The 14,251-nt window shown below is 72.2% G+C and carries 13 protein-coding genes; 10 read left to right on the forward strand and 3 right to left on the reverse strand.

Going from position 1 to position 14,251, the window contains the following annotated elements; genetic code table 11:
- Positions 1 to 11: 11 nt before the first annotated feature.
- A complete protein-coding gene (locus ACFYMP_RS11540) occupies positions 12 to 470 on the reverse strand; it encodes a DUF3093 domain-containing protein (protein ID WP_388854378.1) in 459 nt (152 codons plus the stop codon).
- A gap of 109 nt (positions 471 to 579) precedes the next feature.
- Between ACFYMP_RS11540 and dut the strand changes: the two genes are divergently transcribed.
- The 8 genes from dut (at position 580) to ACFYMP_RS11580 (ending at position 8,496) form a co-directional block, all read left to right on the forward strand.
- On the forward strand, positions 580 to 1,095 hold the full coding sequence (gene dut, locus ACFYMP_RS11545) for a dUTP diphosphatase (protein ID WP_388854381.1): 516 nt from the start codon (positions 580 to 582) through the stop codon (positions 1,093 to 1,095).
- 1 nt (position 1,096) lies between these two features.
- On the forward strand, positions 1,097 to 1,861 hold the full coding sequence (locus ACFYMP_RS11550; protein WP_388854384.1) for a DUF3710 domain-containing protein: 765 nt from the start codon (positions 1,097 to 1,099) through the stop codon (positions 1,859 to 1,861).
- 269 nt (positions 1,862 to 2,130) lie between these two features.
- Positions 2,131 to 2,835, forward strand: a complete 705-nt coding sequence (locus ACFYMP_RS11555) for a TetR family transcriptional regulator (protein WP_388854387.1) — start codon at positions 2,131 to 2,133, stop codon at positions 2,833 to 2,835.
- A 7-nt stretch (positions 2,836 to 2,842) separates the two neighbouring features.
- A complete protein-coding gene (locus tag ACFYMP_RS11560; RefSeq protein WP_388854389.1) occupies positions 2,843 to 3,613 on the forward strand; it encodes an SDR family NAD(P)-dependent oxidoreductase in 771 nt (256 codons plus the stop codon).
- 276 nt (positions 3,614 to 3,889) lie between these two features.
- Positions 3,890 to 6,472, forward strand: a complete 2,583-nt coding sequence (locus tag ACFYMP_RS11565; RefSeq protein ID WP_388854392.1) for an ATP-binding protein — start codon at positions 3,890 to 3,892, stop codon at positions 6,470 to 6,472.
- Positions 6,469 to 7,152 (forward strand): response regulator, encoded by a 684-nt coding sequence (locus ACFYMP_RS11570; RefSeq protein ID WP_388854395.1) that lies wholly within the window; start codon positions 6,469 to 6,471, stop codon positions 7,150 to 7,152. Before ACFYMP_RS11565 ends, ACFYMP_RS11570 begins: the two co-directional genes overlap by 4 nt.
- A 127-nt stretch (positions 7,153 to 7,279) precedes the next feature.
- The gene (locus ACFYMP_RS11575; RefSeq protein WP_363146369.1) at positions 7,280 to 7,681 is read left to right on the forward strand and encodes an OB-fold nucleic acid binding domain-containing protein; all 402 of its coding nucleotides are present in this window, start codon (positions 7,280 to 7,282) and stop codon (positions 7,679 to 7,681) included.
- Between the two features lie 5 nt (positions 7,682 to 7,686).
- Positions 7,687 to 8,496 (forward strand): DUF3159 domain-containing protein, encoded by an 810-nt coding sequence (locus ACFYMP_RS11580; RefSeq protein ID WP_388854399.1) that lies wholly within the window; start codon positions 7,687 to 7,689, stop codon positions 8,494 to 8,496.
- Between the two features lie 171 nt (positions 8,497 to 8,667).
- Here the strand turns inward: ACFYMP_RS11580 and ACFYMP_RS11585 are convergent, their stop codons facing one another.
- Together ACFYMP_RS11585 and ACFYMP_RS11590 are read right to left on the reverse strand one after the other, a co-directional pair.
- Complete coding sequence (locus tag ACFYMP_RS11585) at positions 8,668 to 9,363, reverse strand: potassium channel family protein (RefSeq protein WP_388854402.1); 696 nt, start codon at positions 9,361 to 9,363, stop codon at positions 8,668 to 8,670.
- The gene (locus ACFYMP_RS11590; protein WP_388854405.1) at positions 9,363 to 10,031 is read right to left on the reverse strand and encodes a potassium channel family protein; all 669 of its coding nucleotides are present in this window, start codon (positions 10,029 to 10,031) and stop codon (positions 9,363 to 9,365) included. The genes ACFYMP_RS11585 and ACFYMP_RS11590 overlap by 1 nt, the downstream gene beginning before the upstream one ends.
- 250 nt (positions 10,032 to 10,281) lie before the next feature.
- Here ACFYMP_RS11590 and ACFYMP_RS11595 point away from each other — a divergent pair, with 250 nt between their 5' ends.
- Together ACFYMP_RS11595 and ACFYMP_RS11600 are read left to right on the forward strand one after the other, a co-directional pair.
- Positions 10,282 to 12,357, forward strand: coding sequence for an APC family permease (locus ACFYMP_RS11595; protein WP_388854408.1), 2,076 nt, complete (start codon positions 10,282 to 10,284; stop codon positions 12,355 to 12,357).
- Between the two features lie 297 nt (positions 12,358 to 12,654).
- Positions 12,655 to 13,998, forward strand: coding sequence for a class I SAM-dependent RNA methyltransferase (locus ACFYMP_RS11600; RefSeq protein WP_388854411.1), 1,344 nt, complete (start codon positions 12,655 to 12,657; stop codon positions 13,996 to 13,998).
- The last annotated feature ends 253 nt before the right edge of the window (positions 13,999 to 14,251 follow it).

A 14,251-nucleotide genomic window follows, 5' to 3' on the forward strand; every position in this document is an offset into this window, starting at 1 on the left:
GCGCGCCCGCCTCAGGCGGCCGGTGCCGCGGCGCGGGCCTCGGCCACCGCGTCCAGCAGCCGCTGCGGATCGCGGGTCGAGAGGTACAGATACGGCGTCGGGTCCTCGGGGTCGGTGACCGGGATGCGCACGGCCGTCCCGATGTAGGCCCGCAGCAGCATGAACGCCCGGGTGTCCGCCTTCCACGTGCGCCAGGCCTGGGCCTCCTCCCGGTCCAGGATCTCGCCCTCGCCCAGCGCCGAGACGGGAAGCCGGGCCTCGCCGGCGATCAGCGCGTCGCCCACGACCCGGATCCGCATCGATCCGTACGAGCTGGTCACGACCGCGGAGACGGCGACCCCCGCGACCAGGGCGCCCAGCATCGGCAGGACGCCGATCGGCAGCGCGATGAGCGCGCACGCGACGCCGATCAGGAAGCACACCAGCCACCAGGAACGGGGCGCGGTCAGACGTTCTTCGTAAGGCTGCATGAATCCAAGCTTGGCACGACCCCGTCCGGCCGCCGACGTCGCGGGTAAGGTCGGGCGCCGGACACCGGCCGTGAGCAAGCCGTACCTTTCGCGTCACCCGGAGTGAACAGTGCATCGAGAGCCCCTGACCGTCCAGCTGCGGAGGGTCGACCCCGACGTGCCCCTCCCCGCCTACGGGCACCCCGGCGACGCGGGGGCCGACCTCGTGACCACCGAGACGGCCGAACTCGCCCCCGGGGAGCGGGCCGTGCTGCCCACCGGGGTGGCCCTCGCGCTGCCCGAGGGCTACGCCGCCTTCGTGCACCCCCGTTCCGGCCTCGCCGCCCGCTGCGGTGTGGCCCTCGTGAATGCCCCCGGGACGGTTGATGCCGGGTACCGTGGGGAGATCAAGGTGATCGTGGTGAATCTCGATCCGCGCGAGCGCGTGCGGTTCGAGCGCTTCGACCGGATTGCCCAACTGGTCGTCCAGCGGGTCGAGAGGGTCAGCTTCGAGGAAGTCGGTGAACTTCCCGGCTCGCAGCGGGCCGAGGGGGGCTTCGGGTCCACCGGCGGGCACATTTCCGTGGGCGGCCGCGAGGGTGGGAACAGCTACGCTTCGGTCGTATCCGACCGGGAAGGACAGTGACGTGTTCGGACGTCGCAAGAACAGTAGTGCCGCCGACGACGCGGCGAGCGAGACCGAGCAGGTCGGCGACGACGCGCGGGCCGCTACGGACGCCGACGACGGACCGCGGCGCGGCAACCTTCCGCCGGCCCCTCGGCCCGACGGGCCCTGGGACGTCTCCGAGCTGCGCGAACCCGGCGACGGCCGGGTCGACCTCGGTGGCCTGTTCGTGCCCGGCGTCGAGGGGATGGAGCTGCGGGTCGAGGTCGCGGGCGACGCGATCGTCGCGGCGACCGTCGTCCTCGGCGACAGCGCCGTGCAGCTCCAGGCCTTCGCCGCGCCCAAGCGCGAGGGCATCTGGGGCGAGGTCCGCGAGGAGATCGCGACCGGCATCACCCGTCAGGGCGGGATCATCGACGAGGTCGAGGGCCCGCTCGGCTGGGAGCTGCGCGCCCAGGTCCCGATCCAGCTGCCGGACGGCAAGAGCGGCCATCAGGTGGTCCGCTTCGTCGGCGTGGACGGGCCGCGCTGGTTCCTGCGCGGTGTGATCTCCGGCCAGGGCGCCGTCCAGCCGCAGGCCGCCGGGGTGCTGGAGCAGATCCTGCGGGACACCGTGGTCGTCCGCGGCGAGGGCCCGATGGCCCCGCGCGACCCGATCGTCCTGAAGCTGCCCGACGACGCCCAGATGGTTCCCGAGGGCGTCCAGCAGGAGAGCCAGTCCGGTTCCCGGTTCTCCGGGGACCTGGGCCAGCTCGCCCGCGGACCGGAGATCTCCGAGATCCGCTGAGCGTCCGCGGCGGCGGTGCCGCGAAGAGCGCGGCACCGGCAGTACCCGCAGCACGCAGAACGCGCGCCGGCCCGGTAGGGCCCGCGCACCGTACGGCCGAGGGGCCGCACCCGTTTCCGGGGTGCGGCCCCTCGGCCGTACCCGTTCCTGCCGGGCGGCCCGTCGGGCGGGTCCCGGTGGAGCGGTCCGGGCGGGGACCCTCCCGGCAGAGAAAAAGTCCCCGGGGGACACATGTCCCGTCGGGACACGAGAGGAGTACGGTGGAGAACATGCAGGCGAGCGGAGCGGACGCGAGGACCTCCGGGGGCAGCCCCCAGGAGGACCGGAGGCAGCGCAAGGCACGGCGAACCCGTGCGGCGCTGGCCGCCGCCGCCATGGAACTCGTCCTCGAACAGGGGCTCGCCGAGGTCACCGTCGAGGAGATAGCCGAGCGGGCCGACGTCACGCGCCGCACCTTCAGCCGGTACTTCTCGGGCAAGGAGGACGCGGCCCTCGACTTCGTCCGCACCGACGTGGGGCGCATCAACGCCGCGCTGCGCGCGCGCCCCGCCGGGGAGGCACCCCTGCTCGCCTACCGCAGGGCGGTCGCCGACTGGCTGGCCGACCCGGAGCGGCCCGGCTGGGAAGGGCGCCCGGACGTCGCCGCGATGCTCACGCTCGTCGACCGCGAACCGTCCATGTTCGCCGCCTACGAGCGCGTGCGCGTCGAGGCCCAGGCCGAATCCGTCCGCATCCTCGCCGAGCGGCTCGACGTCGACCCGGAGCGCGATCTGCGCCCCGCCACGGTCGTCGGCGCCGCCGCCGGCGTGCTCACCGCCGCCCTGCGCCTCTGGACGCGCGGCGGGCGCGCGGGCGCCGAGACCCTTCCGGAACTGATGGAACGGGCCTACGACGCCCTGACCTCGGAGTCCGTCCTCGCGGACTCCGTACTGCACCACCCCACGGCTCCACCACGGGCCCACCACGGAAAGTGAACGCACCATGAGCACCACGACCGACTACAGCACCGAGTTCGCCGGCCAGTCCGCCTTCGTCACGGGCGGCGCCTCCGGGATCGGTCTCGCCACCGCCCGCCGTCTCGGGCAGGCCGGAGCCAGGGTCGTCCTCGCCGACTACAACAAGGACGGCGCCGAACAGGCCGCCGCGACCCTCAAGGGCGAGGGCGTCGAGGCCGCCGCCGTCGCCGTGGACGTGACCGACGCCGCCTCCGTCGAGGCCGCCGTCCGCTTCACCGTCGACACCTTCGGCGGGCTCGACCTCGCGGTCAACAACGCCGGCATCAGCGGCGACAGCCGGCCCACCGGCGAGTACCCCGTCGAGGGCTGGGACCGGGTCGTGGCCACCAACCTCAGCGGCGTCTTCTACGGGCTGCGGTACGAGATCCCGGTCATGGAGGCCGCCGGTCGCGGGGCGATCGTCAACACGGCCTCGATCCTCGGCTCCGTCGGCTTCCCCCAGGCCGCCGCGTACAGCGCCGCCAAGCACGGCGTCATCGGCCTGACCAAGACGGCCGCGCTGGAGTACGCCGCCAAGGGCGTCCGGATCAACGCCGTCGGCCCCGGCTTCATCGAGACCCCGCTGCTCAAGAACATGGACCAGGCCGCCTACGACGGCCTCGTGGGCCTCCACCCGGCCGGTCGCCTCGGCACCGGCGAGGAGGTCGCCGAACTGATCGCCTTCCTGCTCTCCGACCGCGCCTCCTTCATCCACGGCAGCTACCACTTGGTGGACGGCGCCTACACCGCGCGCTGACCCCGCCGGCTGTCCTGCCGCCCCGGGCGCCGCCTCCGCGCGGCGCCCGAGCCGTGCCCGCGCCCTGTCGCGCACCTGGCCCCGTGCGGGAGCCGCGTCGCGTGACCCCGTCAGGGGGCGTGAAGGCGCATCAGGGTTGCGTAAAGGAGCGCTCCGCGCCCGTCGTGCGCCCGGAATATCCGTATCCCCGGCGGTAGGTTCGGCAACGGACGCGAGGGGCGGCGCCCCGCGTGAGCGCGGTGGGCCCCGCGCGGCCGAGCGGAAGACAATGAGGCCATGGGACGCGGAAAGCTTCGAATCTACCTGGGGGCGGCCCCCGGCGTGGGCAAGACCTACGCCCTGCTCGCCGAGGCCCACCGCCGCGTCGAACGCGGTACCGACCTCGTGGTCGCCCTCGTCGAGCACCACGGCCGGCCCCGCACCGAGAACCTGCTGCACGGCCTGGAACAGGTACCGCGAGCCACCCACGCGCACCGCGGCGCCCGCTTCGAGGAGATGGACGTGGCAGCGGTCCTCGCCCGCGCGCCCGCCGTCGCCCTCGTCGACGAACTCGCGCACACCAACGTCCCCGGCGCCCGCAACGCCAAACGCTGGCAGGACGTCGAGGAACTGCTCGGCGCGGGTATCGACGTGGTCTCGACCGTCAACATCCAGCACCTGGAGTCCCTCGGCGACGTCGTCGAGTCCATCACCGGCGTACGGCAGCGCGAGACCGTCCCGGACGAGGTGGTGCGCCGCGCCGACCAGATCGAACTGGTCGACATGTCGCCCCAGGCGCTGCGCCGCCGTATGGCGCACGGGAACGTCTACGCCCCCGACAAGGTCGACGCCGCCCTCGCCAACTACTTCCGCCCCGGCAACCTCACCGCCCTGCGCGAACTCGCCCTCCTGTGGGTCGCCGACCGCGCCGACGAGTACCTCCAGCAGTACCGCGGCGAGCACGGCATCCGCTCCACCTGGCAGGCCAGGGAACGCATCGTCGTCGGCATCACCGGCGGCCCCGAGGGGCGCACCCTCATCCGCCGCGCCGCCCGCATGGCCGCCAAGGGCTCGGGCAGCGAGATCCTCGCCGTCTACATCGCCCGCAGCGACGGACTGACCTCCGCCTCGCCCAAGGAGCTCGCGCTCCAGCGCACCCTCGTGGAGGACCTCGGCGGCACCTTCCACCACGTCATAGGGGACGACATACCCGTCGCCCTGCTCGACTTCGCGCGCGGGATCAACGCCACCCAGATCGTCCTCGGCTCCTCGCGCCGCAAGAGCTGGCAGTACGTCTTCGGGCCCGGTGTCGGCGCGACCGTGGCCCGCGAGTCCGGGCCCGACCTCGACGTCCACATCGTCACCCACGAGGCCGTCGCCAAGGGGCGGGGGCTGCCCGTGGCCCGCGGCGCGCGGCTGGGCCGCTCCCGGATCATCGCCGGCTGGGTCGTCGGTGTCGGCGGGACCGCCTTGCTGGCCGCCGTCCTCACCCGCGTCGACCACGGGCCGGGCCTCGCCAACGACGTCCTGCTGTTCCTGTCCCTCACCGTCGGCGCCGCCCTGCTCGGCGGACTGCTGCCCGCGCTCGCCTCGGCCGCCGCCGGATCGATTCTGCTGAACTTCTACTTCACCCCGCCTACCCGCACCCTCACCGTCAGCGACCCCTCCAACATCGTCGCGATCGTCGTGTTCTTCTCGGTCGCCCTCTCGGTGGCCTCCGTCGTGGACCTCGCCGCCCGCCGCACCCACCAGGCGGCCCGGCTGCGCGCCGAGTCCGAGATCCTGTCCTTCCTCGCGGGCAGCGTCCTGCGCGGAGAGACGACCCTGGACGCCCTGCTGGAGCGGGTGCGCGAGACCTTCGGCATGGACTCGGTGGCGCTCCTGGAGCGGGCCGGCGACCTCGAACCCTGGACCCCGGCGGGCACCGTCGGCCCGCGGCCGGCCCAGCGGCCCGAGGAGGCGGACGTGGACATGCCGGTCGGCGACCACATGGCGCTCGCCCTGTCCGGCCGTGTCCTGCCCGCCGCCGACCGCCGCGTCCTCGCCGCCTTCGCCGCGCAGGCCGCCGTCGTCCTCGACCGGCAGCGCCTCCAGGACGAGGCGGACCGGGCCCGCGCCCTCGCCGAGGGCAACCGGATACGCACCGCCCTGCTCGCCGCCGTCAGCCACGACCTGCGCACCCCGCTCGCCGCGATCAAGGCGGCCGTCACCTCGCTGCGCTCCGAGGACGTCGCGTGGTCGCCCGCGGACCGCGCCGAGTTCCTCGAAGGGATCGAGGACGGCGCCGACCGCCTCGACCACCTCGTCGGCAACCTCCTCGACATGTCCCGCCTCCAGACCGGCACCGTGACCCCGCTGATCCGCGAGATCGACCTCGACGAGGTCGTCCCGATGGCCCTCGGCGGCATCCCGCCGGACGCCCACGTCGACCTCGACGTCCCCGAGACCCTGCCGATGACGGCCGTCGACCCCGGGCTGCTGGAACGGGCCGTCGCCAACGTCGTGGAGAACGCCGTCAAGTACAGCCCTCCCGGGACCCCCGTACTGGTGACGGCGAGCACCCTCGGTGACCGTGTGGAGCTGCGCGTCGTCGACCGCGGCCCCGGGGTCCCCGACGAGGCCAAGGACCGCATCTTCGCGCCCTTCCAGCGCTACGGGGACGCCCCGCGCGGCACCGGCGTGGGACTCGGCCTCGCCGTCGCCCGGGGCTTCACCGAGGCCATGGGCGGCACCCTCGGCGCCGAGGACACCCCCGGCGGCGGACTCACCATGGTGCTGACGCTGCCCGTGGCCACCCCGGCGGACCCGGCCCCCGCCGAACCGGCCGTACGACACGTACGAGCCGCAGCACACGACGAAGGAAAGGCGGCCCGCCCATGACCCGGGTCCTGGTGGTGGACGACGAGCCGCAGCTCGTGCGCGCCCTCGTGATCAACCTCAAGGCACGCCAGTACGAGGTGGACGCCGCCCCCGACGGGGCGAGCGCCCTCCAGCTCGCCGCCGCCCGCCACCCCGACGTCGTCGTCCTCGACCTGGGACTGCCCGACATGGACGGCGTCGAGGTCATCAGGGGACTGCGCGGCTGGACCAGGGTGCCGATCCTCGTCCTGTCCGCCCGGCACAGCTCCGACGAGAAGGTCGAGGCGCTCGACGCGGGCGCCGACGACTACGTCACCAAGCCCTTCGGCATGGACGAACTCCTCGCCCGGCTGCGCGCCGCCGTACGCCGGGCCGAACCCACCGCCGCCGACGAGGGCGGCCTCGTCGTCGAGACCGCCGCCTTCACCGTCGACCTCGCCGCGAAGAAGGTGCAGCGCGAGGGCCGCGACGTGCGGCTCACCCCCACCGAATGGCACCTCCTGGAGGTCCTGGTGCGCGACGCCGGCCGCCTGGTGGGCCAGAAGCAGCTGCTCCAGGAGGTGTGGGGCCCCTCCTACGGCACGGAGACCAACTACCTGCGTGTGTACATGGCCCAGTTGCGGCGCAAACTGGAACTCGACCCCGCCCACCCGCGTCACTTCGTCACCGAACCGGGCATGGGCTACCGCTTCGAGAAGTGAGCGGCCACTTCCCGGGTATCCGAGCGGGGTGTCGCGTACGTGCGGGGCTCCACGCCCCGCCCCGTGTCAGGTCCGCGAGCCGACGGCCCCGGACGCCCCGCCCCCCATCCCGGTTAGGCTTCGTCGTATGAGCGCAACTCCTCGTCCCGAGAAGACGGCCGGCCGGTTCCGCCGGATGCTGGACCGTCTCTCCACGTCCCAGGAGGACCTGGAGTCCGAAGAGCTCCAGGAGGACGCCGAGACCACCACCGGCTGCACCCGCATCGACGCGGCCCGCGACCGGCAGCTCGTCACGGTAACTGGTACCTTGCGCACGGTCACCCTGCGGCCACGGGCCGGAGTCCCGGCCCTGGAGGCGGAACTCTTCGACGGGACCGCCCCGCTGGACGTGGTGTGGCTCGGCAGGCGCTCCATCGTCGGGATCGAACCGGGGCGCAAGCTGATCGCCTCCGGCCGTATCTGCATGAGCCACGGCCGACGGGTGCTGTTCAATCCGAAGTACGAACTCAAGCCCCTCGGACGGGAGTAAACCCGGTGACGTCCCTCGACAAGCCGACCAGCCACCGGAAGAAGGACGGGCCGCCCGCCGCCCGTGAAGAAGCCCAGGCCCCCCAGACCACGGACGCGGCCTCCCGAGCGGTGACCGAGGCCGCCCTCTTCGAGGCGTTCGGCGGCCTGCGCGGCATGGTCGAGACGATGCTGCCGGGACTGCTCTTCGTCACCGTCTTCACGATCAACAAGAACCTCCACGTCTCCGCGATCGCCGCGCTCGCCGTGTCGCTCGTGCTGGGCGTGGCCCGCCTCGTGCAGCGCGGCACCGTCAAGCACGCCTTCAGCGGGGTCTTCGGGGTCGCCTTCGGCGTCGTGTTCGCCCTCTTCACCGGCAACGCGAAGGACTTCTACCTGCCGGGGATGCTGTACACGCTGGGCCTGGCCCTCGCCTACATCGTCACGACCCTCGCGGGCGTGCCCCTGATCGGCGTGATCCTCGGCCCGATCTTCAAGGAGAACCTCTCCTGGCGCACCCGCAACCCGGGCCGCAAGAAGGCGTACGCGCGCTCCAGCTGGGCCTGGGGCCTGATCCTGCTCGCCAAGTGCGCGATCCTCTTCCCGCTGTACTGGTGGGCCGACACGGCCTCGCTCGGCTGGATCCTCGTCTCGCTGAAGATCCCGCCGTTCCTGCTCGCGGTCTGGCTCACCTGGATCTTCCTGGCCAAGGCGCCCGCGCCCATCGACGTGTTCGCGGAGCTGGAGGAGCGCGAACGCGCCGAGGAGGAGCGGAAGGCCGCGAACGCGGCCGGCGCCCCGGCCGCGGAGGGCGAGGAGCGGCCGCCGGGCCACTGACCGGCGGCCGCGGCACGGCCGCGACTACGCGCCGCCGGGGACACGCCGCGAGGACACGTCGCGGGGACACGAAAGAGTGGGCGGGCGCCTTCGCGGGCGCCCGCCCACTCTTTCGTGTGCCGGGGCTCTTTCCTGTGCTTGCCGGGACCGCTCAGGAGGCCGGGGGCGGGATCAGTCCTCGCCCCCGGCCGGGCCCTCGGCCTCGTCCCGGCGTACGGACAGCAGGTCCTCCAACTGCTCCTCCCGGGCCTGGGCCGCGACGAAGAGGAGTTCGTCACCGGCCTCCAGGGAGTCCTCCACCGTCGGCGCGAGCACCCGGGTGCCCCGGATGATCGTGACCAGGGAGGTGTCCTCGGGCCAGCGCACGTCCCCGACCTGCGTCCCCGCGAGCGCGGACTCCGGAGGCAGGGTCAGCTCCACGAGGTTGGCGTCGCCGTGGCTGAAGCGCAGCAGCCGTACGAGATCGCCGACGCTCACCGCCTCCTCCACCAGCGCCGACATCAGGCGAGGCGTCGAGACCGCGACGTCCACGCCCCAGGAGTCGTTGAACAGCCACTCGTTCTTCGGGTTGTTGACCCGCGCGACGACCCGCGGCACCGCGTACTCCGTCTTGGCGAGCAGCGAGACGACGAGGTTGACCTTGTCGTCCCCGGTCGCCGCGATCACGACGTTGCAGCGTTGCAACGCCGCCTCGTCCAGCGAGGTGATCTCGCACGCGTCGGCCAGCAGCCACTCCGCCTGCGGCACCCGCTCGACCGAGATCGCCGTCGGCGTCTTGTCGATGAGCAGGACCTCGTGCCCGTTCTCCAGCAGCTCACCCGCGATGGAACGGCCCACCGCGCCGGCCCCGGCGATAGCGATCCTCATCACTGACCGCCTTCCCGCGGACCCTCGGCGAAGGCCGCCTCGACACGCTGGACGTCCCCGGTCCGCATCATGACGTGGACGAGGTCCCCGTCCTGCACGACGGTCTGTGACGTCGGCAGCATCGCCTCACCCAGACGTGTGAGAAACGCGACGCGCACCCCGGTCTCCTCCTGCAACCTGCTCACCTTGTGACCGACCCACGCCTCGGTCGCGTACACCTCCGCGAGCTGCACCGCGCCCGTGGGGTCGCGCCACAGCGGCTCCGCCCCCGAGGGCAGCAGCCGCCGCAGCATCTGGTCGGCCGTCCAGCGGACCGTGGCCACCGTCGGGATGCCCAGGCGCTGGTACACCTCGGCGCGGCGCGGGTCGTAGATGCGGGCGGCGACGTGCTCGATGCCGAACATCTCCCGGGCGACCCGGGCGGCGATGATGTTCGAGTTGTCGCCGCTGCTCACCGCGGCGAAGGCACCGGCCTCCTCGATCCCCGCCTCACGCAGAGTGTCCTGGTCGAAGCCGATCCCGGTCACGCGGCGCCCGCCGAAGCCGGAGCCCAGACGGCGGAAGGCCGTGGGGTCCCGGTCGATCACGGCGACCGTGTGCCCCTGCTGCTCCAAGGTCTGCGCGAGAGCGGAACCCACTCTCCCGCATCCCATAATGACGATGTGCACGACCGTCCTTCCGGCTTGCTTCGCGGTGTCCCCGACGCGTGGCGGGGCGGAGTCCCGCACCCGGGCGCCGAGTCCCCACAGGATCTCAGACAGGGGGCCAAGCTACACACGTGCGCCCGCCGCCGTGCGGGCGCCCGGCGACACGCCGCCCCGGGCGACACCGGCGACACGCCGCCCAAGGCGTTAGGAGTTCGCCAGGACTGGGGTGGTGGGTGGGCGCCCCCGCGTTCGAACCCTTACGATCCTCTCCGTGTCCAAACTGACCGACGTGCCCAAACGCCTTCTTATCGGGCGCGCGCTCCGCAGCGACAAGCTGGGAGAAACGCTCCTACCCAAGCGCATCGCCCTCCCTGTCTTCGCCTCCGACCCGCTGTCCTCCGTGGCCTACGCCCCGGGCGAGGTGCTGCTTGTCCTGTCGATCGCCGGCGTGTCGGCGTACCACTTCAGCCCGTGGATCGCGGTCGCGGTCGTCGTCCTGATGTTCACGGTCGTCGCCTCCTACCGGCAGAACGTCCACGCCTACCCGAGCGGGGGAGGCGACTACGAGGTCGCGACCACCAACCTCGGCCCGAAAGCCGGTCTGACCGTCGCGAGCGCCCTGCTCGTCGACTACGTGATGACCGTGGCGGTGTCCATCGCCTCGGGCGTCGAGAACCTCGGCTCCGCCATCCCCTTCGTCGTGCAGCACAAGGTGCTGTGCGCGGTCGTGGTCGTCGCCCTGCTCACCGTGATGAACCTGCGCGGGGTGCGCGAGTCCGGCAAGCTCTTCGCCATCCCCACGTACATCTTCGTCGGCGGCGTCTTCCTCATGATCATCTGGGGGGTCGTGCGCGGTCTCCTGCTGAACGAGACCCTCGCCTCACCGACCGCCGACTACACCATCAAGCCCGAGCACAAGGGGCTCGCCGGCTTCGCGCTCGTCTTCCTCCTGCTGCGCGCCTTCTCCTCGGGCTGCGCGGCGCTCACCGGGGTCGAGGCCATCAGCAACGGCGTCCCCGCCTTCCGCAAGCCCAAGAGCAGGAACGCCGCGACGACCCTCGCCCTCATGGGCGGCCTGGCCGTCACCATGTTCTGCGGGATCATCGGCCTCGCCGCCGCCTCCGACGTGCACATGGCGGAGAACCCCGCGAAGGACCTGTTCCGGGACGGCTCCCCGGTGGGCGGCGACTACGTGCAGAACCCGGTGATCACCCAGGTCGCCTCCGCCGTCTTCGGCGACGGCACCTTCTTCTTCGTGGTGCTCGCCGCCGCCACGGCGCTCGTCCTCTTCCTCGCCGCGAACACCGCGTACAACGGATTCCCGCTGCTCGGCTCGATCCTCGCCCAGGACCGCTACCTGCCCCGCCAGCTGCACACCCGCGGCGACCGCCTCGCCTTCTCCAACGGCATCGTGCTGCTGGCCGGGGCCGCCGTCCTGCTGCTCGCGATCTACGGGGCGGACTCCACGCGCCTGATCCAGCTCTACATCGTCGGCGTCTTCGTGTCCTTCACGCTCAGCCAGATCGGCATGGTCCGGCACTGGAACCGGCACCTCACCACCGAACGCGACCAGGCCAAGCGCCGGCACATGATCCGCTCCCGCGCGATCAACGCCTTCGGCGCCTTCCTGACCGGCATGGTGCTCGTCATCGTCCTGCTCACCAAGTTCACCCACGGGGCCTGGGTCGCCGTCCTCGGCATGGTCATCTTCTACGGGACGATGACCGCGATCCGCAAGCACTACGACCGGGTCTCCGAGGAGATCGCCCTCGCCGACGAACCCAGCCGCGAGGACATCGTCCGCCCCTCCCGGGTCCACTCCATCGTCCTCGTCTCGCGCCTGCACCGCCCCACCATGCGCGCCCTGGGCTACGCGAAGATCATGCGCTCCGACTCCCTCGAAGCGCTCAGCATCATGGTGGACCCGGAGGAGACGAAGGCGCTGCGCGCCGAATGGGACCGGCGCGGCATCGAGGTCCCGCTCAAGATCCTCGACTCCCCGTACCGCGAGATCACCCGCCCCGTCATGGAGTACGTGAAGCGGCTGCGCAAGGAGAACCCGCGCGACATCGTGAGCGTGATCATCCCCGAGTACGTCGTCGGCCACTGGTACGAACACCTGCTGCACAACCAGAGCGCCCTGCGCCTCAAGGGCCGCCTGCTGTTCACCCCCGGCGTCATGGTGACCTCCGTCGCCTACCAGCTGGAGTCCTCCGAGGTGGCCAAGCGCCGCGTCCGCAGGCGCCAGAACTGGACGGCGCCCGGAGCGGTACGACGAGGCCCGGTGGAACGCCGGCCGAAGGAGAAGGAGCCGACCGGGAAGGGCGGCGGCCACAGCGGGGACTGAGCGGCTCACGCACCGCCGCGACGGGGCGGAAGTCCGGGAGTCCGGGAGATGCGGGAGGGCCCCGTGGTCGATGTGAGGCTGAGGCCCGGGAGGGCGTGAGTCCCACGGAGGCCGTGTGGCCCGGGGAGGCCGTAAGGGAAGAGGCCCCCGCGGTCTCTGGGTCCCCGGTCTCCCGGCCCCCGGTCTCCCGGTGCTTTACGGTCGGTAAGAGGTGTCCGCGCGGAGCCGTAGACTGGACGGCTGTTGTCCCGCCGCCGCGGCGCACGCACCCCCAAGCACTCTGGAGTCACCCCACCCATGCAGGCAGAACCGAGGAAACCGCAGGCCGGGGACGAACTGGTGGGGGAGGAGTACGAGGTCGAGGTCGGCCCCGTCGCCCACGGCGGCCACTGTGTCGCCCGCACCGAGGGCGGGCGGGTCCTGTTCGTCCGGCACGCGCTGCCCGGGGAGCGCGTCGTGGCCCGCGTCACCGAGGGCGGAGAGGACTCCCGCTTCCTGCGCGCCGACGCGGTCGAGATCCTCGACCCCTCCAAGGACCGCGTCCCCGCGCCCTGCCCCTACGCCGGCCCCGGCCGCTGCGGAGGCTGCGACTGGCAGCACGCGAAGCCGGGTGCGCAGCGCCGCCTCAAGGGCGAGGTCATCGCGGAACAACTGGAACGCCTCGCCGGTCTCACCCCCGAGCAGGCCGGCTGGGACGGCACCGTGATGCCGGCCGAGGGCGACAAACTCCCCGCCGGACAGGTGCCCGCCTGGCGCACCCGCGTCCAGTACGCGATCGACGCCGACGGCAACGCGGGCCTGCGCAAGCACCGTTCGCACGAGGTCGAGCCGGTCGAGCACTGCATGATCGCCGCCGAGGGCGTGAGTGAACTCGGCATCGAGAGCCGCGACTGGTCCGGAATGGACACCGTCGAGGCCATCGCCGCCTCCGGTTCGAGTGACCGCCAGGTCGTCCTCACCCCGAGGCCCGGCGCACGGCTGCCCCTCGTCGAGCTCGACCGGCCGGTCTCCGTCCTGCGGGTCGAGGAACACGACGGCGGCGTCCACCGCGTCCACGGCCGCGCCTTCGTCCGCGAACGCGCCGCCGAGCACACCTGGCGCGTCGGCAACGGCGGCTTCTGGCAGGTCCACCCGAAGGCCGCCGACACCCTGGTGCTCGCCGCGATGCAGGGCCTCATGCCGCGCAAGGGCGAGACGGCGCTCGACCTGTACTGCGGCGTCGGCCTGTTCGCCGGAGCGCTGGCCGACCGGGTCGGCGAGAAGGGCGCCGTCCTCGGCATCGAAACCTCCAAGCGCGCCGTCGAGGACGCCCGCCACAACCTCCGCGACTTCGACCGCGTCCGCATCGAACAGGGCAAGGTCGATCAGGTCCTCCCGCGCACCGGAATCACCGAGGCCGACCTCGTCGTCCTCGACCCGCCCCGCGCGGGCGCCGGCAAACAGACAGTCCGCCACCTCACCACCCTCGGCGCCCGCCGCATCGCCTACATCGCCTGCGACCCGGCCGCCCTGGCCCGCGACCTCGCCTACTTCAAGGACGGCGGCTACAAGGTCCGCACCCTGCGGGCCTTCGACCTCTTTCCGATGACGCACCATGTCGAGTGCGTCGCCATCCTTGAACCGGCCGCAAAGTGCTCTTGACCTGCGGTTTTGCCCGTGCGCATTATGTGCGGTGTGGGCGTTACGGGCGATATCTTGACGCTGAAATGACGCTCGTGACGCTCATTTGACGCTCGTTCTGATGGGATGTCAGGTGCGCATTGGGCAGGTCAGGTGGCGTCAAAGGTGCGAGCGACGATGTGACGCCGAGGGCTGGTGACGCTCAATGCGGGGCCCGCCGGATCGTGCAGATCAGATGTCCCGGAAGAGACCAGCGAGTGCGGTGACCTGCCGC

Origin of the sequence: Streptomyces sp. NPDC007088, from assembly GCF_042869355.1 — a bacterium.
Taxonomy (GTDB): Bacteria; Actinomycetota; Actinomycetes; order Streptomycetales; family Streptomycetaceae; genus Streptomyces.

Coding starts and splice junctions, on each gene's coding strand:
- ACFYMP_RS11575 (WP_363146369.1), top strand. CDS start 7,280: ATGAGCGCAACTCCTCGTCCCGAGAAGACGGCCGGCCGGTTCCGCCGG.
- ACFYMP_RS11560 (WP_388854389.1), top strand. CDS start 2,843: ATGAGCACCACGACCGACTACAGCACCGAGTTCGCCGGCCAGTCCGCC.
- ACFYMP_RS11540 (WP_388854378.1), bottom strand. CDS start 470: ATGCAGCCTTACGAAGAACGTCTGACCGCGCCCCGTTCCTGGTGGCTG.
- ACFYMP_RS11570 (WP_388854395.1), top strand. CDS start 6,469: ATGACCCGGGTCCTGGTGGTGGACGACGAGCCGCAGCTCGTGCGCGCC.
- ACFYMP_RS11585 (WP_388854402.1), bottom strand. CDS start 9,363: ATGAGGATCGCTATCGCCGGGGCCGGCGCGGTGGGCCGTTCCATCGCG.
- ACFYMP_RS11600 (WP_388854411.1), top strand. CDS start 12,655: ATGCAGGCAGAACCGAGGAAACCGCAGGCCGGGGACGAACTGGTGGGG.
- ACFYMP_RS11565 (WP_388854392.1), top strand. CDS start 3,890: ATGGGACGCGGAAAGCTTCGAATCTACCTGGGGGCGGCCCCCGGCGTG.
- ACFYMP_RS11555 (WP_388854387.1), top strand. CDS start 2,131: ATGCAGGCGAGCGGAGCGGACGCGAGGACCTCCGGGGGCAGCCCCCAG.